General features: G+C 59.4%; 23 protein-coding genes. 22 read left to right on the forward strand and 1 reads right to left on the reverse strand.

The features are described from left to right. Window positions 1-665 precede the first annotated feature (665 nt). The 13 genes from ACYZT7_RS04710 (at window position 666) to ACYZT7_RS04770 (ending at window position 9,248) form a co-directional block, all read left to right on the forward strand. Window positions 666-971 (forward strand): hypothetical protein, encoded by a 306-nt coding sequence (locus ACYZT7_RS04710; RefSeq protein WP_462040139.1) that lies wholly within the window; start codon window positions 666-668, stop codon window positions 969-971. Then, window positions 968-1,732, forward strand: coding sequence for a BRO-N domain-containing protein (locus ACYZT7_RS04715; protein ID WP_462040140.1), 765 nt, complete (start codon window positions 968-970; stop codon window positions 1,730-1,732). The genes ACYZT7_RS04710 and ACYZT7_RS04715 overlap by 4 nt, the downstream gene beginning before the upstream one ends. Continuing rightward, the gene (locus ACYZT7_RS04720; RefSeq protein ID WP_462040141.1) at window positions 1,729-2,061 is read left to right on the forward strand and encodes a hypothetical protein; all 333 of its coding nucleotides are present in this window, start codon (window positions 1,729-1,731) and stop codon (window positions 2,059-2,061) included. Before ACYZT7_RS04715 ends, ACYZT7_RS04720 begins: the two co-directional genes overlap by 4 nt. Beyond that, on the forward strand, window positions 2,058-2,282 hold the full coding sequence (locus ACYZT7_RS04725) for a hypothetical protein (protein ID WP_462040142.1): 225 nt from the start codon (window positions 2,058-2,060) through the stop codon (window positions 2,280-2,282). The genes ACYZT7_RS04720 and ACYZT7_RS04725 overlap by 4 nt, the downstream gene beginning before the upstream one ends. Then, complete coding sequence (locus ACYZT7_RS04730; protein WP_462040143.1) at window positions 2,279-3,082, forward strand: helix-turn-helix domain-containing protein; 804 nt, start codon at window positions 2,279-2,281, stop codon at window positions 3,080-3,082. Before ACYZT7_RS04725 ends, ACYZT7_RS04730 begins: the two co-directional genes overlap by 4 nt. After that, window positions 3,066-3,863: an ATP-binding protein gene (locus tag ACYZT7_RS04735; RefSeq protein WP_462040144.1), complete on the forward strand. Its 798-nt coding sequence runs from the start codon at window positions 3,066-3,068 to the stop codon at window positions 3,861-3,863. The genes ACYZT7_RS04730 and ACYZT7_RS04735 overlap by 17 nt, the downstream gene beginning before the upstream one ends. Beyond that, a complete protein-coding gene (locus ACYZT7_RS04740) occupies window positions 3,860-5,245 on the forward strand; it encodes a replicative DNA helicase (RefSeq protein ID WP_462040145.1) in 1,386 nt (461 codons plus the stop codon). Before ACYZT7_RS04735 ends, ACYZT7_RS04740 begins: the two co-directional genes overlap by 4 nt. Further along, entirely contained in the window at window positions 5,232-6,602 is a 1,371-nt protein-coding gene (locus ACYZT7_RS04745) for a tyrosine-type recombinase/integrase (protein WP_462040146.1), read from the forward strand. Before ACYZT7_RS04740 ends, ACYZT7_RS04745 begins: the two co-directional genes overlap by 14 nt. After that, window positions 6,595-6,879, forward strand: coding sequence for a hypothetical protein (locus ACYZT7_RS04750; protein ID WP_462040147.1), 285 nt, complete (start codon window positions 6,595-6,597; stop codon window positions 6,877-6,879). Before ACYZT7_RS04745 ends, ACYZT7_RS04750 begins: the two co-directional genes overlap by 8 nt. After that, complete coding sequence (locus tag ACYZT7_RS04755) at window positions 6,876-7,265, forward strand: antiterminator Q family protein (protein WP_462040148.1); 390 nt, start codon at window positions 6,876-6,878, stop codon at window positions 7,263-7,265. Before ACYZT7_RS04750 ends, ACYZT7_RS04755 begins: the two co-directional genes overlap by 4 nt. Window positions 7,266-7,458: 193 nt before the next feature. After that, window positions 7,459-8,010 carry a YfbU family protein gene (locus ACYZT7_RS04760; RefSeq protein ID WP_462040149.1) on the forward strand — a complete coding sequence of 184 codons (552 nt, stop codon included), beginning with the start codon at window positions 7,459-7,461 and terminating at the stop codon, window positions 8,008-8,010. Window positions 8,011-8,135: 125 nt separating this feature from the next. Next, window positions 8,136-8,480, forward strand: coding sequence for a phage holin family protein (locus ACYZT7_RS04765; protein ID WP_462040150.1), 345 nt, complete (start codon window positions 8,136-8,138; stop codon window positions 8,478-8,480). Window positions 8,481-8,507: 27 nt separating this feature from the next. Then, the gene (locus ACYZT7_RS04770; RefSeq protein WP_462040151.1) at window positions 8,508-9,248 is read left to right on the forward strand and encodes a hypothetical protein; all 741 of its coding nucleotides are present in this window, start codon (window positions 8,508-8,510) and stop codon (window positions 9,246-9,248) included. Here ACYZT7_RS04770 and ACYZT7_RS04775 read toward each other — a convergent pair whose 3' ends face one another. Continuing rightward, window positions 9,249-9,587 (reverse strand): hypothetical protein, encoded by a 339-nt coding sequence (locus ACYZT7_RS04775; RefSeq protein ID WP_462040152.1) that lies wholly within the window; start codon window positions 9,585-9,587, stop codon window positions 9,249-9,251. 405 nt (window positions 9,588-9,992) lie between these two features. Here ACYZT7_RS04775 and ACYZT7_RS04780 point away from each other — a divergent pair, with 405 nt between their 5' ends. The 9 genes from ACYZT7_RS04780 (at window position 9,993) to ACYZT7_RS04820 (ending at window position 18,180) form a co-directional block, all read left to right on the forward strand. Continuing rightward, window positions 9,993-10,544 carry a terminase small subunit gene (locus ACYZT7_RS04780; protein WP_462040153.1) on the forward strand — a complete coding sequence of 184 codons (552 nt, stop codon included), beginning with the start codon at window positions 9,993-9,995 and terminating at the stop codon, window positions 10,542-10,544. Next, window positions 10,507-12,576 carry a phage terminase large subunit family protein gene (locus ACYZT7_RS04785; protein WP_462040154.1) on the forward strand — a complete coding sequence of 690 codons (2,070 nt, stop codon included), beginning with the start codon at window positions 10,507-10,509 and terminating at the stop codon, window positions 12,574-12,576. Before ACYZT7_RS04780 ends, ACYZT7_RS04785 begins: the two co-directional genes overlap by 38 nt. After that, entirely contained in the window at window positions 12,564-12,773 is a 210-nt protein-coding gene (locus tag ACYZT7_RS04790) for a primosomal replication protein PriB/PriC domain protein (RefSeq protein ID WP_462040155.1), read from the forward strand. The genes ACYZT7_RS04785 and ACYZT7_RS04790 overlap by 13 nt, the downstream gene beginning before the upstream one ends. Continuing rightward, window positions 12,770-14,305 (forward strand): phage portal protein, encoded by a 1,536-nt coding sequence (locus ACYZT7_RS04795; RefSeq protein WP_462040156.1) that lies wholly within the window; start codon window positions 12,770-12,772, stop codon window positions 14,303-14,305. The genes ACYZT7_RS04790 and ACYZT7_RS04795 overlap by 4 nt, the downstream gene beginning before the upstream one ends. Continuing rightward, entirely contained in the window at window positions 14,244-16,334 is a 2,091-nt protein-coding gene (locus tag ACYZT7_RS04800) for a ClpP-like prohead protease/major capsid protein fusion protein (RefSeq protein ID WP_462040157.1), read from the forward strand. Before ACYZT7_RS04795 ends, ACYZT7_RS04800 begins: the two co-directional genes overlap by 62 nt. A gap of 65 nt (window positions 16,335-16,399) precedes the next feature. Next, a complete protein-coding gene (locus tag ACYZT7_RS04805; RefSeq protein ID WP_462040158.1) occupies window positions 16,400-16,714 on the forward strand; it encodes a hypothetical protein in 315 nt (104 codons plus the stop codon). A 23-nt stretch (window positions 16,715-16,737) separates the two neighbouring features. Next, a complete protein-coding gene (locus ACYZT7_RS04810) occupies window positions 16,738-17,097 on the forward strand; it encodes a head-tail joining protein (RefSeq protein ID WP_462040159.1) in 360 nt (119 codons plus the stop codon). Next, a complete protein-coding gene (locus ACYZT7_RS04815) occupies window positions 17,072-17,578 on the forward strand; it encodes a hypothetical protein (protein WP_462040160.1) in 507 nt (168 codons plus the stop codon). The genes ACYZT7_RS04810 and ACYZT7_RS04815 overlap by 26 nt, the downstream gene beginning before the upstream one ends. Beyond that, on the forward strand, window positions 17,575-18,180 hold the full coding sequence (locus ACYZT7_RS04820) for a phage baseplate assembly protein V (RefSeq protein ID WP_462040161.1): 606 nt from the start codon (window positions 17,575-17,577) through the stop codon (window positions 18,178-18,180). The genes ACYZT7_RS04815 and ACYZT7_RS04820 overlap by 4 nt, the downstream gene beginning before the upstream one ends. Window positions 18,181-18,187 lie beyond the last annotated feature (7 nt).

Raw genomic sequence — 18,187 nt, forward strand, 5'->3', positions numbered from 1 at the left:
TGCAAAGTGCACGCGAAGAATTCAAAAAAACTTGTTCTTTTTTTTGAAAGGCGCCGCTACCATGCGAGCACGCCTAAAGCGTTCTGCTGGTGAATGAAACACATTGATAACCCATTGGTTAGTGTTTGCTCACAGAATTGCTGACAGCTGGAATCACAGACATAGAAAAGCCCCTGGTCTTCGACCTCCAGGGGCTGCTCGGGAAAGGACGCTAGAACGCCCTCTGTGCACCAGCTAGGCCAGTACAAAACCCCGAGGGGAGAAGCATTTGAGACGGCTTCAATGAGTTTGCTTTTTACGGTTTTACCGTAAAAGGTAAAGCTCGGGCGGACTGTAGTACTTGAAGGAACATTGCACAACACTGGAATCCTATCCAGTAGTGCTGTTTCCGATGACTTGCAGCTCGAACCCCCTCGGTTTTTCCGCTTTTGGAGAGATCGACTATGGAACAAACTGCCACTCGCAATAACGTTGCGCACAGTCTGCCTATTCCTGGTGCCCGCGCTACAACGGCCCAACTTTGCGCGAAATACCAAGTTAGCCGTGCCACTTGGTGGCGTTGGTCTAAGACGCCTGGTTTCCCCGAGCCGATCCGCTTCGGTCGCTCCGTCCGTTGGGACCCAGAACCCGTCGATGCATTCCTGACGAGTCAGGAGCGCTAACCCATGACAAATGTTCAATCCTGCGCTAATGCGGGACCGGGATCGGCTTGCTCGAAAACAAAGGGTGCTGTGTCCACATTAGGTGCAGCTATCGATGCGCTAGATCTACTACGCGCGACTTCCGAGCGACTGGAGCACATCACAGCAGTCGTACAGTCGATCAAGTTCGACGTACTGCATAATCAGGCGCGCAACGTCAAAACTCTTGCGGATTTAGGCGCGTTCCTCGGCTATGACTGGGGGAGTTATGTGGATGGCCAGGTTGCTGATCTTCAGACGCAATTAGATTTGCTGGAGGTTGCGCAATGAATCTGACCCCGTTCGATTTCCGCGGTACCGGAATCCGTGTCATCACTGATGATCAGGGCGAGCCTTGGTTCGTGGCCAAGGATGTCGCCGATCTGCTTGAGTACTCCAACCCACATGAGGCGGTGCGCACCCATTGCAAAGGGGTGAGGGAAATCCTCACCCCTTCCACGGGTGGGGAGCAGATGACCAAGGTCATGCCGGAGCGTGATGTTTATCGTCTGATTATGCGATCGAAGATGCCGGCTGCTGAGGCATTCGAGGAGTGGGTAGTGCGTGATGTCCTGCCGAGCATCCGCAAGACTGGCAACTATCAACGCCCGATGAGCCAGGCTCAACTGATCGCTGCAAGTGCCAACCTGCTGGTCGACATGGAACGGCGACAGGTCCAGACCGAGCAAACGGTGGCAGGCATCGAAAGCCGCGTAGCCAGCGTAGAAAAGGTCCGGTACTTGGACTCAATGCCCGCGGGCTTCGAGTCGATGACCTCGATTCGCGCGCGCATCAACCTTCGCCACGGCATCCCCCAGTGGGTGATCAACGCCGTGATGCGAGACATTCCTGGTGCTCTATTGCCGTTCGCCATGGTGCGCAGCAAGCACGCAGACGACGGTGGCCAGCCTTACGCAATCTGGCCCAAGGCTGACATCACCCGACGCTTCGACCGGTTCGCCGCCGAGTGCACGTTCGTCACCGCCGAGCGCGCGACCCATCCAGATATTCAGCAAGGCCGCTTCAAGCTGCGCCGGAGGACTTCCGCATGAGCGAAAACAAAACACCGCTGTCGACAGAGTCAACGCTGATCGACGACGCGCATATGGAGCAATTCACCAACGATCAACTGGCTTACAAGGCGTGGACCGGGGTCGATCTGGCTCAGGAGATACTTTTCGACGACGAAGTCTGTGAGGGAAGCCTGCACGATGCGAAGTTTGAAGTTGCCCACGCCTGCGTTGCGCTGCGAGTGCTTCTTCGCCGCTTCACGGGTATGGATGCCGAGGCGCTGCGCAAGGCGGTGATGCAAGTTCGCCTTGAGAAGCTGGTGCTGGAACAGGATGTTGAGCAGCTCCCTGCTTGGGAGACAGTGCAATGAGCATTCGACCGCATACAACAACCGCCGAGAAAGGGCCGGTGTCGGTAATCGCCGGACCCTGGCCGAGCTACTCCGCGCTCAAAGGTCTACCAGAGCGTGAACGCTGGGTTCTGTACGGCAGCGCCAAAGCCTACCGCGAGGCTCTGGAGAATCAGGGATTAGTGATGGCTGAATACTACGACGATTTCGTGCGTCGAGTCTGCCGGGAGCTCGACATATGAGTGTTCAAGCTATGGCCTGGGCGCTGTCACAGCAGGTCGTCACGGAGTCACATTCGCGACACGTCCTACTGTGCTTGGCCAACTATGCCGATCAGTCGGGCCGCGCGGCTTTCCCTGCGGTTTCAAGTCTGGCACTCGACACCGGCTTAGCCCCTCGCACCGTGCAGTATCGCCTTCGAGACCTCGAAAAAATGGGTCTGATCGCCCGCGGGAATCAGGCGGTTGCGGCTGCATACATCACTCAGCGTGATCGTGTTCCGGTGTGCTACGACCTTGACCTTTCACGGGGTGCACACGATGCACCCCGTGCTGAACGGGGCGCACCTCAAGACGCTACGGGGTGCACGCCAGAACAGAACGGGGTGCACGCCACGACCGAACGGGGTGCACAGCGTGCACCCAATCCATCCATTAACCACCCATTAACCATCCTTAACCAAAAAGAAGGCGCCAAGGCGCCGGAGACGCTGGGAAAAGGAAAGGCTCAGAAGTTCGATCCACTGACTGCCAGGCCTGAGAACGTATCGACCGAAGCCTGGGCAGGGTTCTGCGAAATGCGGAAAGCCAAGCGCAAGGATCTGACTGAGCGCGCCTGTCAACTGATCGCCAAGAAGCTAGCCAATCACCCCGAGCCTGATGCCGTTCTGGACACCTCAACCACCAACTCCTGGAGCGATATCTATCCGGAGTCGGTGTTGCCAGGTGCTGGAGCAAAAAAAACCAAGGCTGCGGCCTACACCAACCTGCCAGTTCACACCGAAGACATGTACCAAGGAGGCGGCAATGGCCCAGCGTTCTAATTTTCGTCGCCAGCCAGCAACCCGTATGTTCTCGGGCAGCTGCCTGGTGCATGGCGATATCGACCGGTCCGAGGTCGAGCAGTTTGATGAGGCGATGCAGGTCCGCCCTTGCAAGGCGTGCCAGTGGCAGGCCCTCCGTGTTGCGCCTGTGGATAGCGAAGAGCACAAGCAGGCGGTGGCCCACGTTGCCGCCGAGCGGGTCAACGCCGCACTGGTGGGCTCCGGCATCACGCCGCGCTTCGCTGGCAGCATGTTCGCGAACTACCGCGTTGATAACACCGCCATGGGGCAGGCCTTGTTGATCTGCCAGGGCTACGCCGACGACTTCGGGGCCCACTACCTTGACGGGCGGAACCTGCTGTTGTGCGGCAACGTCGGTACCGGGAAAACTCACTTGGCCACCAGCATCGTCCAGCAGATTGTTCGCCAGCTCGGTGCGATCGCAGTCATCACGTCGGCGGCCGAAATCATCAGGGTGTTCAAAGGCTCAATGGATCGTAGCGCCGGGTACAGCGAGCGTGATGTGATTGCCGAGCTGGCCGACTTCGACCTGTTGGTGATCGATGAAGTAGGCGCCCAGGCTGGCACGGCTTACGAGTTGGCAATGCTGCATGAAGTGTTTGATCGCCGGTATCAGTTGGTCAGGCCGACAGTGGTGGTCTCGAACATGGACGCCAGGGGGCTCGGTCAGTACATCGGAGAGCGGGCGCTCGACCGGCTGCGCGAGAACAAGGCGTTGCTGGCAGGGTTTACCTGGGAATCCGATCGGAGGCGCGCATGAGCGACTTTCGCGAGCTGTACAGCGATGAGGCAGAGCATGCATTGCTCGGCGCTCTGATGCTGGATGGCAACCTGTTCGATTCGATCACTACCAGCGTGACCACGGCGGACTTTCATGATCCGGAAAACGCCGCACTGTTCCAGGTGATGATCGACCTGCACGGCACCGGCGCCCCGATTGACCCGGTGACGCTCCACGGATTCCAGTCTTACCTGCCGAGCGGCAATGTGACCCTGGCCTACGCCGGCGAGCTGGCGAAGAACACGCCCAGCACTGCCAACTGGAAGGCATACGCCCGAACCGTGAGGGAGCGCGCTGTGTTGCGGCGGCTGGTGGATGCGGCTGATGCCTTGCGCGACTCAGCCAGCGAAAACCGGCCGGTTGCAGAGATCATCGCCAGTGCCCAGCAGGCCATGGCCGACCTGCGCGACCTGGACACTGGCGAACCGGACTACAAACGCATGGACGAAGTGGTGGCCCGCAACATTGACATCATCGACGCCAAATTCAATGGAGTCGTGCAATCAGGGCTCTCCACCGGACTGGTGGATTTGGACAAGATGATCCGCGGGTTGCGCAAAAAGACCGTGACCATCGTGGCCGGCCTGCCCGGCAGCGGCAAGACCACGCTCGGCTTGCAGATCGCCCAGCACATCGCCTGTTCTGGCGCCGGTGTTGGAATGGTGTTCTCCCTAGAGATGCCAGAGGAGGAACTGGGTAATCGCGCGCTGGCGTCCATTGGCGGGGTGGACTTACGCAAACTCGACGACGGGCAGCTTCAAGATGAGGACTGGCCTCGACTGACATCGGCAGTCAGCAAGCTCATGGACGCCCCGCTGTATGTCAGTGACAAGTCGGGCCTGACCGTCGCGCGGATTCGCAGCATCTGCCGCCAGATCCAAAGAAACCACAGTCTCGATGTGGTGGTGATCGATTACATCGGCCTAATTGGTTCGGACGGCAAGGCGTTCAACCGCACCGCGGAGCTCGGCAAGATCTCGACTGGGATCGTCAACATCGCCAAAGAGCTCAACGTGCCGGTGATCCTGCTGGCCCAGCTCAACCGAGACTCGACCAAGCGCCCTGGCAAAAAGCCCATCGCGTCGGACCTGCGAGACTCTGGTCAGATCGAGGCGGACGCCCACTGCATCATCCTGGTTCACCGCGACATGGACAGTGAGGAGGGCCAGAACGGCGTCACAGAGCTGATCATGCCCAAGTGCAGGCACGCACCGGTCAGTTCGTGTCTCGTCCAGCAGCAAGGTCAGTTCGCCCGATTCGTCAACTTCGCGGGCCGCGAGCCTTCCAATGAAGAGGTCGAAATGAAGCGTCCCTTCGCCAGCCAGTACAAAGGGAAGGGTGATCGCTATGCCCGCGCCTAAGACTTTGCAGGTAACCCTGACCGAAGCCGAGATTCGTCGGCATGGTCCCGGCCAGATCCGTCAATTGCGTGACCCTCGACACCCGTCGTTGCGGTTCCGCTATTCGACGGTCGATCGCGCCAAAGGCTCCTGGCACGTCGTTGTGTCCGGCGCCTGGGGCAAGGCCGGGAATTATCCCGACATCAACGCCAAGACGATGCTGGCCACGTTGCCAGCCATTCTGGCTCGCCGGTCAGCAGAACCTAAATCGGTTTCCACCACCACCAGTTGGCGGACCGTCGGCGACCTGTTGGCCTGGTACGTCGACCGCATGACCCGCGATAAAGGGTTGTCGGCCAAACGCAAGGCCAGCGCCAAGTCGGCGATCAAGTGCCACCTGGCGCCATGCTTATCGGCGGTGCCGTTGCTCGAGCTAGATCGCCCGACGTTGGATCGGCTGCTGCTCTGGCCGATGCAAGAGCGTTACGCGCTGTCGTTCGTGCGCTCGGTCTACGGTGTGTTGGCCGTGGCCCATCGGCAGGCGCTCAGGCTGTCGATGATCGGGGCCAGCCCGATGACGGCGCTGAAGTTCGGCGACTTCGTGCAGACGAAGATCAAGGCCAAGCCGGCGAGGCTGCGGGGTTCCGATCTGGAATGGCTGTTGCCGGTGCTGGATGAGCGATTCGAACAGACGCCGGCGGGCTGCATGCTTGCCTTGATGATGCTTTGCCACGGCTCACGGATCGGGGAAACCCGAATGGCGCGGTGGAAGAACATCAACGTATCTGCCCGACAATGGTTCATTCCGGCTCCGGACACTAAGACCAAGAGCGAGCACACGCTGCCACTGACCGACCAGGTCTGCGCGCTGCTGCGTCGATACCGGGCACTTCAGCAGGCCGCGGGGTACGACGGACCGCACCTGTTCCCCGGCAGTGCCCGGGCCTCGATCAGCGCGACCAAGGCCAGCACCTTGTTTGCTGAACTCGGCAAAGGCGAGTGGTCCAGCCACGACCTGCGCAAGGTAGCCCGCACCGCCTGGACTGACTTGGGCGCGGATTACATGGTGGGCGAACTGCTACTGAACCACGCCATGAAGGATCTCGATCAGGCCTACATCCACACCACGGCGGAAGCCCTGAAGCGCAAGGCCTTGGAAGCCTGGCACGACTGGCTCGATGAACGTGGTTTTACCCTTCTTCACGGTGGGACATATGCGGGATGCGCAGACCCAGAAAATGGCGATCAGACCATGACAGACAAGGCTTCCAGCGTTTCACAGTGTCCATTGCAAGGGAGGAGGTTATTAATCAAAACGGCTTCCGAGGCCATGGCGAGCACCACCCCCAACGACCAGTCTGGAGACGGCAATGAATAACGTGACAGCGGCATTGCCGCGCAAAAGCCTCACGGCGATCGAGTGCAAGTTTCTGAAACAGGGCAACCGCCTGCTGCTGGAAAAAATCAATGGCCGTATCGGCTCTGCTGCCTTCATGGACATCGTTGCCGATTGGCACGCCTCCCGGGCGAGCTCGGGGTTCGAGGCGTTCGCCCGCCTCTGGATCGGCGAGGGCAATGCAAAAAGCAAGATCGCCGACAAGCTGCTGCGTGAGCTGTTTGGCATGGACGAACCAACCCCGAGGAAAGCCGCATGAAGAATCGAACGTATATTGGCAAACCCCTTGGGGATACCGAGTGGCTGCTGGAGCAGTGGGGGCATTGGCGGATGGATGGGATGGGCGTGCCGCGTTACGTTTCGCCGCTGTACGCTCTGATTCGCGACAACACACCGTGCGAGGGAGGCGCGAAGGAATACTCGCTGACAGATGACCTGGCTCTGGCTGTGGATGGCGCGGTTTCTCGCCTGATCAAACGTGATGATCAGATGGGCAATTTCATCTGGCTCTACTTCGGAGCCAAGTGGCCTGCCCTGCGAATCGCCCGGGAGAACGGCATCGGCGAGGCGAAGGCGCGGGAGGTCATCAAAGCCGGTGTAGCCTGGATTGATTGTGCACTGGAAGGAATCCGCGAAGCTGCGTAAAAAAGTCTTTCCTCGCGGATAACGACCTGTTTTCATGGCACGGTGTTCAGCTGTTTCAGCGCGACACCACAGAGAAAGCCCAGCCATCGCGCTGGGCTTTTTGCTATGAGTCATCTTTTATCTCTAATCTTCGCCTACTATCGAGGCCGGCTACCGTTTTGGAGCTGCTTAGATTTTTGTGCCGAGGACTGAGATGGAATTTTCGAATCAGCAAAAACTTATTGTTACCCTGCTAACTGACCTTCACTCGCACCTAAAAGTACAGAGCGACGTTGATCCTGATTTTATTCAGCGGATGGTGACCGAAGGACAGGGATGGGCTTTGAAATGGAAATATCCGGGATTATTTGATGAGACGGGCGAAGATCCAGAGAGCGTAAATTACGTCGCTGAAGTGCTAGAAATGTGGTCACTTTTGGAGGGGGCATTTGAGGAGCTTGACGAGCATGGGCGTAAAGCCCTAGCTGACGCTGCTGACCCTTTTGGTAAGGATGTGAAATTCCCTGGCTTTGATGGCAACAATGAGCATGAGTATCTTTCCATCGCTCGAATTCTTGTGAAGGATCTTGGACGCTGGTCCGAGTTCACCGGCCGGATTTTGAATTCTCACAGGAGTACTACTGATAGTTACCGCTGTATGCTCGCAGTGTTTGACGAGATTCGCTCTAGTAAGATGAGCGATAACGACTACGGTTTTTTTGGAGTAGCAGAGCTCGCTGAGGTTCTCAACGGGCGGCGTAGTTGATTTAGGATATTGTTTTTTTAAAGCCCTGCCATTGAGCGGGGCTTTTTCGTTTTCGGCCCCATGCCTGGCTCTTTGCTCTACGCGGATGACAGTGACATGGAGGCCGAACCTATAGAGGAATACAGATGAATACGGAGCATCAGGCTCTTTCCGACGTCCCCCTTTGGCTGTTGATACTGCTGAGCATGGCGGGCTTGTCAGGAGAGATGTTGAGAGCATCGGGAAGCGATCTTGGATTGCGTCAGATCCTGCAGCGTGTGGCCTTGCGGTTTCTCGCATCCGGTCTGTTGGGTATGGCCACTTTGCTGCTTGCAATGGCTCTTTGGAACAACCTGTACTTGGCAGCCGGATTGGGCATTGTAATCGCGGTTATTGGCGCCGATGTCGCGGGCGGGCTGTACACGCAGTTTTTGGCGAGGAAGGCGGGAGTTAACGCCCCATCAACAACAGGAAATGTGAGCGATCGGTAAGGCCTTGGCTCAGGGGAGGGTGGCGCAATGTTCCGAGTAGGCTTTGGATTGGATTCGGCACCGCTTCTCTGGGAGCTGGACGACATCGAGCATCGGCAGTTGCCGTTTGTGCAGATGCTTGCAGCTACCCGGCTGGCCCAGCGGGTGAAGAAAGGCATGCTGCCGGTGATGAAGACTCGGCTTGATCGCCCGACCCCGACGACCCTGAACAGCCTGTTTGTGAAGGTGGCCACCAAGAGTGCGCCGGCGCAGGTGTATTTCAAGGACTCATGGGCGTCCGGCGTGCCCGCCGATGTCTACCTTCAGCAGGCGGTCAGCGGTGGCCTGCGACCCCACAAGCGTTTCGAGAAAGCGCTGATCGCTCGCGGCATCATGCAGGCCGGCGAGTACGCGGTGCCCACGACGTCATTCATGAACCAATACGGCAACGTGTCGCGCGGTACCATGACCAAGATTCTGTCGGGGTTGGGTGCGGCCGAGATGCGATCGGGCTATCAGGCCAATGCCACCGGCAGCGCCCGAAGCAAGGCCAAGGGCAATGCCCACCGGTTTTTCTCGGGTGATGTGGATGGCACGCGGGCCGTGTGGGAGCGCAAGTCGATGGGCATGGGCGATGCGGTCCGGCCGGTCTTCATCTTTAGTTCCTCGGCGCCGCGCTACCGCACCATTTTCCCGTTCTTCAAGATCGGTCAGAACATCGTGAAAGCCGGCTACTCGGCCGAGGTCGCGCAGGCATTCGCCGATGCACGGGCGACGGCCAAGAGGTGATCAGTCGTAATCGTCGTCCTGATGTTCGAGAGATATCCCGTCCAGGTGATGCACTTGGCTGCGAATGACATTTGGCAATTGAAAATTCATTTCAGCCATCAACGATTCATGTCCGCCGGGATATTTGAGGTGCTTCCGGTCGCTGTAGTAAATCGCTGCCAATTGCGAAATACGGCTGGCCTTTTCTGTGATGTATCCGTGATGACCTTTCAGATCAATGCAGAGAGATCGAACCTGGCCAAGCGCTGAGCTATTTGATCCTGGCTGATCGTGTCGGCGGAACACGCCATCGAGCTTATCCAGTGTTGCAAGAATCTTTTGGGAGATTTCCATGGCCATTGAATGTCACCTAACTCCGAGTGCTGCGCGTGTTTCGCTGATTTGGGTCAGCGCTATGCGCGGAGACGGCACTCCATCAAACCCCGAGCGATTGATCAACCTTTACTTCAACGAAGATGGTGAGCTCATGGCTTGCTACGACCCATTGAACGGCCCGCCAGACGGTTTCAATTCAATGGCCGGCAGATCTCAACTCCCCGATGCTGGTAGCACCTAAGGGGCTGTGCCACGGAGATGTAAGGCAAAGGGAAGAGACACAAAAAAGCTGACTTCCGTGTAATTCCCGCTTGACAGGCCGGGACGAGCGAAAACCAAAAGGTACTCCCAGAGCCCACCCCCATAGGGGGTAATTCGGGCCCCGCTTCTTCGCTATGTATGACCTTTTTCCAGAGGTTGGTTGTTGTTATGTCTTCGAAGATCACGACGATCACGCGTCAGCCGTTCTGGCTGAACAAAAAGAGCATGGCCGACAGCCTTGGTATTACGGTGCAAGCCTTTGACAAATGGGGGGTGACGCCCGTCGCCAAGATCGGCCGAGAAGCATTCTTTGATGTCCGGTCAGTGATTGATAACCGCCTGAAGCATCAGGGTGGAAAGCAGCAACCCGGCTCCGAAGAAGTCGACCCGCTCATTGGTTACAAGATCGATTGCGAGCGACTGCGGCTGACCCGAGAGCAGGCCGACGCCCAGGCACGCAAAAACAAGGTTGGCGACAAGGAGCTGGTACCGGTCGGTTTTATGATTTTTGCCCTATCCAGCCTGTCGGCGCAGTTGGCCTCAACCCTTAACACCATCCCCAAAAGCGTAAAGCGTAAGCACCCCGATATCGCCGTGCGTCACCTTGATGCAGTCGAGACCGAGATTGCCGTTACGCGTAACGCTGCTGTCGGGTTGGCTGACCGCATACCGGAGCTTTTGGATGAGTACATCGCCTCCTTGGATGAGGCCACTGGTTGACGCTGTCCGGCGCGGGCTGAAGAGCCTTCAAAAAGATGCCCCCCTGACGGCGGTCGAGTGGGCAGACAAGTATTTCTACATGTCGTCTGAGTCGTCCTACGGCGAAGGTAAGTGGACGACCGAGGCGTTTCAGGTGCCCTTGCTGAACGCCATGGGCAACGACCTGATCGAAGAACTGAACCTGCTGAAGTCGGCGCGGGTTGGCTACACCAAGATGTTGGTGGCGAACATCGCCTACAAGATCGAGCACAAAAAGCGCAGCGTCTGCATGTGGAGTCCGACCGACGACGACGCCAAAGACATCATGAAAAAGCACGTCGATCCGATGATTCGCGACGTGCCGGTGATCAAGGCGCTTGCGCCCTGGTGCGGAAAGAAACACGGCGACAACACCCAAGAATCCAAGGTCTTCGAGAACCGCAAGGTTCTCTGGTGGCTGGGTGGTACAGCCGGCGGTAACTACCGGGAGAAAAGCCCGGACGAAGTGGGTTATGACGAGCTGTCGAACTTCGATGAGGACATCGACGGCGAGGGTTCGCCAACTTTTCTTGGCGATAAACGCCTTGAGGGTGCGACCTACCCGAAGTCGATTCGCGGTTCCACGCCCAAGCTGGCTGGATCCTGCCAGATCACACGGGCGGCCGAGGAATCGGCCTACCTGATGCGCTTTCACATTCGCTGCCCGCACTGTCGCACTGAGCAGACGCTGAAGTGGGGCGGGCCAGATGAGCCGCTTGGCATCAAGTGGCTGAAAGATGAGCGCGGCGAGGTTATCAAGGCCTGGTATCTGTGCGAGTCCGGTAACGGCTGCACCTTCGAACATCACGAGATGATCGAGGCGTCCCGAGTCGGCCGGTACATCTGCGAGAAAACCGGGATCTGGACGCGCGACAGCATGGAATGGTTCGAAGCGGATGATGCGCCGATGCGCACACCGCGCCGGCTCACGTTCCATATCTGGACGGTGTATTCGACCTTCACCACCTGGGTGAAGATCGCCGACGAGCGCGTCAAGGCCGGCAAGGATCGGGGCAAACTCAAGACGTTTACCAACACCACGCTGGGCGAGACATGGGAAGAAGACCAGACCGAGAAAGTCGACTGGGAGCTGCTGCACGCTCGGCGTGAGGTTTACGCCGCCCAAGTGCCGCCGCGCGTGGTGGTCTTGACCGGCTCGATTGACACCCAAGACGACCGTTACGAGCTGCGTGTCTGGGGTTGGGGTGCCGGCGAAGAAGCGTGGTTGATTGACCGCAAGATTCTGTACGGCGATCCATCAAGCGCGGTTCTCAAGCGCAAAGTGGGACGTGAGCTGCACCGCATGTACACCCGTGCAGACGGTGCGGTAATGCGGGTCGAGCGTTGGTGCTGGGACTCCGGCGGCCACCACTCGGACGCTGTTCGGGCTGAAAGCCGCAAGCATGGCGTGCATTGGGTGATCCCGATCTTCGGGGCCAGTACCTACGGCAAGCCAATTGCGAGCTTCCCACGGCGCAAAGAAAAGAAGTCCAAGACCTACTTGACCGAGGTCGGCACCGACAACGCCAAAGAGGTGATCTACAACCGCCTCAAGCTACAGCCGGACGGCAATCGTCCGGTGCCGGGTCTGGTGCATTTTCCTGCCGATGACCTGATCTGTGACGGCGACGAGCTGAAGCAGCTCACCAGTGAAACCAAGAAATGGATCATGGCCCGAGGGCGCCGCGTGCTTCGCTGGGATGCCAGCAAGAAGCGCAACGAGGCGCTCGACTGCTTTGTGTATGCCTTGGCAGCGCTGCGCATCTGTCAGGAGAAATTCGGCCTCGATCTGGAGTATCTGGCCCGGCATAACTTGGCAGCGAGTGACGAGGATGAGCCGGACGACCCAGACGAGCCGGACGACTCAGATGATTCGGACGATCACAGCGAACCACAAGCCCCGGCCGTCGAGCCTGAGCCTGAACCGGCCCCGGTGCCGATCCAACCCCAACCAGACCACCAGCCTGCCGCCGGCGGCTGGGTTGAAACAGGAGCGAGCGCATGGCTGGTGTAAGCGCCCAGGAAATGGTCGACCTCTACATTGAGGCCGAGAAAGCCGTTTTGCTTGCCAAGGAAATGGGATTCAAAGACCGCAAGACGGTGATGGTCGAATTGCGGGATATCACTGCCAATCGTGAGAAGTGGGAGCGCCGTTTGGCTCAAGAGCAGCGCAGGGGGCGTCCGGGGCATTCCCTGGCGACGTTCGATTGAACCTGCTGGATAAAGCCCTTGCACCGCTCTTTCCCCAGATGGTGGCCGAGCGGCTGCGGGCGCGGAACGTGATCATGGCCTTTGAAGCCGCCACGGTGACCCGCACGCACAAGGCCAAGAAGCAAACCAAAAGCGCTGATGCTTCGCTGAACAAAACGCTGAAATCACTGCGTGAGCAGTGCCGCAAGCTGGACGAAGACCACGACATTGTCACGGGTCTGTTTGATCGTCTGGAAGAACGGGTGGTGGGCGGCCCGGGTATTGCGGTGGAGCCGATCCCGCTGGGTTACGACGGCACAATCAATGTCGCGTTTGCGGCAGCGGTCAAGTCGCTGTGGGGGGAATGGTCGCTCAAGCCCGAGGCGTCCGGGGAACTGAGCCGGCCGCAGATGGAGCGGCTGGTATGTCGCACCTGGTTGCGCGATGGCGAGGCCTTGGCGCAGATGCTGATGGGCAAGGTGCCTGGTTATACCCATCTGCACGGCGTGCCGTTTGCCTTAGAGCTGCTGGAGCCGGATTACCTGCCCGTCGAATACACCGACCTGTCCAAGGGCATCGTCCAAGGCGTCGAGCGCAATGAGTGGCGTCGGAAGCGCGCCTACCACCTGCTCAAGTCCCACCCAGGGGATCAGCGCGGCGTTTTCGCGCAGAACACCAAGCGCGTCCCGGCCGAGCAGATGATTCATATCGCGCACCGTAAACGCATTGGCCAGAACCGTGGCCAGCCGTTGCTACACGCGGTTTTGATCCGCTTGGCGGATATCAAGGATTACGAGGAAAGCGAGCGGGTCGCGGCGCGCATCAGTGCGGCGTTGGCCATGTACATCAAGAAGGGGCTTCCAGACGATTACATCCCGCCGGCAGAAGGTCAGGTACGCGCAGAGCGAACATTCCCAATCGCGCCCGGCATCGTGATCGACACGCTGTTGCCCGGTGAAGACGTCGGGATGATCGAAAGCAACCGGCCGAATCCGTTCCTTGAAGGGTTCCGCAATGGCCAGCTAAAGGCGGTCGCGGCAGGTACGCGGGGCACGTATTCCAGTGTGGCGCGCAGCTACGACGGCACTTACTCGGCGCAGCGTCAGGAGTTGGTCGAAGGCCAGTTGGGCTATGACCTGCTGCAGCACGAATTCATCGACTACTGGTGTCGTCCGGTTTATCGCAAGTGGCTCGAAATGGCGATTCTGAGCGGCCAACTGGTTGTTCCCGTCGACATCGATCCGCGCACGATTTATGGGGCGTTTTATCAAGGCCCGGTGATGCCCTGGATCAATCCGGTGCATGAGGCTACGGCGTGGAAACTTCTGGTTGAGTCCGGCTTTGCCGACGAGGCCGAGGTGGCCAGATCGCGGCAGCGCAATCCTTCAGAACTCAAGGCGTCGCGCAAGTCGGAAATCGCCGCGAACCGCGAGAGCGGGCTGGTGTTCAGCTCGGACTACTACCACCAAATCTACGGGAAGAATCAGCCCAATGATGACGAAAAACAAAGGGCCGCTGATGCGGCCACGGGCGTCGATAAGCCCGACGAATAAGCCCGAGGAAAGTTGGTACTCCATTCGCGCCGCGTCGCGGGGTGTGGCTGAAGTCATGCTCTATGACGATATCGGTGCGTGGGGTATCTCGGCCCGGCAGTTCGCTCGCGATCTGGCGGCGCTCGGTGACGTGTCACAGATCAACCTGCGGATTCACTCCGGTGGCGGTGACGTGATGGACGGTACAGCCATGTACAACATTCTGCGCGGTCATTCAGCCCGTGTAGAGGTTTACATCGACGGTATGGCCGCCTCAATGGCCAGTGTCGTGGCCATGGCGGGCGACGTGATCTACATGCCGGCCAACTCCATGATGATGATCCACAAGCCATGGGGCGGGCAGATCGGGGATGCCGACGACCTGCGCGAATACGCGGATTTACTCGACAAGGTCGAGGGCACGTTGGTGCAGGCGTATTCACGCAAGACGGGCAAGTCTGCCGAGGAAATCGCGGCAATGCTCAAGGTGACAACGTGGATGGACGGAAACGAAGCGGTGGCGGCCGGCTTCGCGGATCAGGTTTTAGACCCTATCAAGGCCGCCGCCCAACTCAATTCGAAACGCCTGGAGGAATACACCAGCATGCCTCAAACAATGCACACCTTGATGAATCCGCGCGGCTCGGTTCCGGCCCCTGCACCCGCACCCGCACCCGCACCCGCACCCGCACCTGCACCTGCACCTGCTCCTGCTCCCGCACCGGCCCCTGCGCCGGTAAACCAGACGCTTGACCAAATCCGCGCTCAGGCGCTGGCGGACGACGTTGCCCGTCGCGGTAGTATTGTGGCGGCCTTCGGCGCTTTCGGCGCCGCCCATGCGCAGTTGCTGCGCACTTGCCAAGATGACGTCAATTGCACGGTCGCCCAAGCGCGCGAGCAACTGCTGACGGCGATGGGTGCGGAAACCGCGCCGGTCGGCTCCCCGCGTCACCCGGGCCATGTCAGCAACGGTAATCTGGTGGGCGATTCGGTGCAGGCTTCGTTGTTGGGGCGCCTCGGCATCGAAGACAACCAAGCGGATAACGCTTACAACCACATGACCCTGCGCGAACTGGCCCGCGCGTCGCTGGCAGATCGCGGCATTGGTGTGGCAACCCTGCGCCCGATGGACATGGTCGGTCTGGCGTTTACCCATGACTCCAGCGACTTCGGCAATATCCTGCTGGATGCTTCGCACCGTTCTTTGCTGGCGGGCTGGGAGGATGCCGAGGAAACCTATCACCTGTGGACTCGCCAAGGTCGTTTGAGCGACTTCAAGGTGGCCAACCGTGTCGGCCTCGGTTCGATGTCGACCCTGCGTGAAGTTCGCCCAGGTGCTGAATACAAATACATCACCCTCGGCGACACCGGCGAGACGATCCGTCTGGCCACCTACGGCGAGATTTTCAGCATCAACCGTCAGGCGATCATCAACGACGACCTCGACGCGCTGAGCGCGATTCCGCGCCTGATGGGTGCCGCTGCTCGCGCAACGATCGGCGATCTGGTGTATGACACCCTGATCAACAACGGCAAGATGAAGGACGGCAAACCGCTGTTCGACGCCTCGCGCAAAAACCTGTTCACCGGTGCCGATTCCAAGCTGTCGATCGCGGCTATGAGCGCGGCAAAAACCGCCATGGCGTTGCAGAAGGGCAAGCCCGCCAAAGAAGGCGAAAAGACCCGCACGCTGAATGTGCGTCCCGCGTACCTGTTGTGCCCGGTCGCGTTGGAAGATCAGGCCAACCAGTTGATCCGCTCGACGTCGGTGCCGACCGCTCAGGTCAACGCCGGCGTGGTCAACCCGATCCAGAACTTTGCCCAGGTGATCGGCGAGCCGCGTCTTGACGACAATTCGTCGTCGGCCTGGTATCTGGCCGCGAAGCAAGGCAGCGACACTATCGAAGTGGCCTATCTGGATGGCGTTGACGTGCCGTACATCGACCAGATGGAAGGCTTTACCAGCGATGGTATCGCCACCAAGGTTCGCATCGACGCCGGTGTGTCTGCGCTCGATACGCGCGGCCTGAACAAGTCCGTCGGCGCGTAACTCGCCGGCCATCCCAAAGCCCCGCCAAGTGCGGGGTTTGTTGTTTTTGGATAGGAAAAAAGTCTATGTCCACCAACTATGTAAGCACTGGTGAAACCGTAACCCTGCCGGCCCCCACTGGCGGATCTGTCGCTGGCATCCCCCAGGTGATCAATGATCTGGCCGTGATGCCCTTGCAGGGCGGTCCTAAGGGTACGGTGATCGTGTACCGCACCGGGGGCAACTGGAGCGTTCCGGCGGATGCGGCGCTGAAAGCTGGCATGAAGGCTAGCGTCAAAGCGGGCGCCCTGGTGCCGGCCGGTACTGCTGATTCGGCACCCTACGGCAAGCTGTTGACCGATTCGGTCGGCGGCTATGCCGAAGTGCTGATCGTTCAGTAATGCCGGGCGCTCGTTTTCGAGCTATGGCCGATCGCATGGACGCCTTGCTGGTGAGCCGCCTGGGGGATTCGGCGTTGTTGGCCGATGGTCGCCCGGTGTTGGGTGCGTTTGCCTCCCCTTTTGTCGGCGCCGAAATCGGCGGCGGCAGAAGTGGGGCGATCAAGTTGGGCGCGGCGATCAATACCGATGCCGTGTTGGAGCCGACGTTTACCGCGCGGGTGGTCGACGTGATCGGCGTCAAAAGGGGCGACTTTCTTACCATCGACTTGCCGGTCGAGCTGGGCGGCGGCCGCTACAAGGTCGCGCGCTTGAAGCCTGACGGCGCTGGGATGGTTGACGTAGTGTTGAGCGTGAACAATGAGCGAACTGACGACATTACATGACGCGATCACCCAAACGCTGAAGGCGCGTTTGCCCCAGGTGCTGCACGTCGAGGCGTTCCCTGAATTGGGCGCCGAGGTCAAAACGCCGGCGCTGTTGTACGGCCTGACGGACATGGGGCTGGGGGTGGATCGCGGCGAGGGTAAAACCGCGCTGATCGGCCGTTTTCAGTCCTGCATTCTGGTCGAAGTGACGCGCGACAAGGCGTCGCTTCAGGCGGCCATTCTGGCCGCTCAGGTGGCGGTGATCCTGCATAACCAAGTGTGGGGTTTGGAGTTTGTCACCGGGGTGCCGGAGAACATCCATGCGCAACCGGAAGAGCCGACGCTGGAGCTTGAACAGTTCGTGATGTGGTCGATCCAGTGGACGCAGGCCTTTGAGGTCGGGGAGCTTGAATGGCCGTGGCCTGACGAGCCGCCGGGTTCCCTGGTGTTTGACATCGAGCCCGGGGATGGCCCCGTTTCACCGGAGGATCTGACGTGAGTTACGCCGGCGCCGAGCATGACCGCATGATTGCGGCCATGCTGATGCCGTGCGCGGTGGTGGGGGTGGATCTGGCGGCGGGCATGGTGCGTGTATCGAATGGCGAGTGGACGAGCGCCTGGGTACGCTGGCACAGCCTCGCGGCCGGTAAGGCGCGGCACTGGCGGGCGCCGAGCCTAGGCGAGCAGGGGGTGTTGTTTAACCCCAGCGGTCAGGCCGGCATGGGCACCTTTGTCGCCGGGCTGTACGGCAACGCTGGCGCCCAGCCGGACAATCGTGATCACGTCGAGGTCTGGCGTTTTGACGATGGCGGTTCGCTGGTCTACGACTGGGCGGCCAAGACCTACACCATCACCCTGCCCACTGGCACGGTAGCCATCAAGGTCGGTAGCACGGTGGTGGCCGTTACGGATAACGCCGTGTCGGCCAAAGTCGGTGGCACCGAGGCGACGCTGACCGCTGATTCGGCCACGGTCAAATCAGCGGCGATCAAGTTGGTCGGCGCGGTGGTGGTCGACGGGACGTTACACGTCACGAAGAACATCACCAGTGCTGCCTCGATCCTCGACACCACGGGTAACAGCAATCATCACTCGCATTGAGGTCGAC

It is taken from the genome of Pseudomonas sp. RT4P38, assembly GCF_054897765.1.

Excerpts from the sequence above, each read along its gene's own strand:
- ACYZT7_RS04710 (WP_462040139.1), top strand. The coding sequence starts at position 666 with ATGACAAATGTTCAATCCTGCGCTAATGCGGGACCGGGATCGGCTTGC.
- ACYZT7_RS04715 (WP_462040140.1), top strand. The coding sequence starts at position 968 with ATGAATCTGACCCCGTTCGATTTCCGCGGTACCGGAATCCGTGTCATC.
- ACYZT7_RS04720 (WP_462040141.1), top strand. The coding sequence starts at position 1,729 with ATGAGCGAAAACAAAACACCGCTGTCGACAGAGTCAACGCTGATCGAC.
- ACYZT7_RS04725 (WP_462040142.1), top strand. The coding sequence starts at position 2,058 with ATGAGCATTCGACCGCATACAACAACCGCCGAGAAAGGGCCGGTGTCG.
- ACYZT7_RS04730 (WP_462040143.1), top strand. The coding sequence starts at position 2,279 with ATGAGTGTTCAAGCTATGGCCTGGGCGCTGTCACAGCAGGTCGTCACG.
- ACYZT7_RS04735 (WP_462040144.1), top strand. The coding sequence starts at position 3,066 with ATGGCCCAGCGTTCTAATTTTCGTCGCCAGCCAGCAACCCGTATGTTC.
- ACYZT7_RS04740 (WP_462040145.1), top strand. The coding sequence starts at position 3,860 with ATGAGCGACTTTCGCGAGCTGTACAGCGATGAGGCAGAGCATGCATTG.
- ACYZT7_RS04745 (WP_462040146.1), top strand. The coding sequence starts at position 5,232 with ATGCCCGCGCCTAAGACTTTGCAGGTAACCCTGACCGAAGCCGAGATT.
- ACYZT7_RS04750 (WP_462040147.1), top strand. The coding sequence starts at position 6,595 with ATGAATAACGTGACAGCGGCATTGCCGCGCAAAAGCCTCACGGCGATC.
- ACYZT7_RS04755 (WP_462040148.1), top strand. The coding sequence starts at position 6,876 with ATGAAGAATCGAACGTATATTGGCAAACCCCTTGGGGATACCGAGTGG.
- ACYZT7_RS04760 (WP_462040149.1), top strand. The coding sequence starts at position 7,459 with ATGGAATTTTCGAATCAGCAAAAACTTATTGTTACCCTGCTAACTGAC.
- ACYZT7_RS04765 (WP_462040150.1), top strand. The coding sequence starts at position 8,136 with ATGAATACGGAGCATCAGGCTCTTTCCGACGTCCCCCTTTGGCTGTTG.
- ACYZT7_RS04770 (WP_462040151.1), top strand. The coding sequence starts at position 8,508 with ATGTTCCGAGTAGGCTTTGGATTGGATTCGGCACCGCTTCTCTGGGAG.
- ACYZT7_RS04775 (WP_462040152.1), bottom strand. The coding sequence starts at position 9,587 with ATGGCCATGGAAATCTCCCAAAAGATTCTTGCAACACTGGATAAGCTC.
- ACYZT7_RS04780 (WP_462040153.1), top strand. The coding sequence starts at position 9,993 with ATGTCTTCGAAGATCACGACGATCACGCGTCAGCCGTTCTGGCTGAAC.
- ACYZT7_RS04785 (WP_462040154.1), top strand. The coding sequence starts at position 10,507 with ATGAGTACATCGCCTCCTTGGATGAGGCCACTGGTTGACGCTGTCCGG.
- ACYZT7_RS04790 (WP_462040155.1), top strand. The coding sequence starts at position 12,564 with ATGGCTGGTGTAAGCGCCCAGGAAATGGTCGACCTCTACATTGAGGCC.
- ACYZT7_RS04800 (WP_462040157.1), top strand. The coding sequence starts at position 14,244 with ATGATGACGAAAAACAAAGGGCCGCTGATGCGGCCACGGGCGTCGATA.
- ACYZT7_RS04805 (WP_462040158.1), top strand. The coding sequence starts at position 16,400 with ATGTCCACCAACTATGTAAGCACTGGTGAAACCGTAACCCTGCCGGCC.
- ACYZT7_RS04810 (WP_462040159.1), top strand. The coding sequence starts at position 16,738 with ATGGCCGATCGCATGGACGCCTTGCTGGTGAGCCGCCTGGGGGATTCG.
- ACYZT7_RS04815 (WP_462040160.1), top strand. The coding sequence starts at position 17,072 with ATGAGCGAACTGACGACATTACATGACGCGATCACCCAAACGCTGAAG.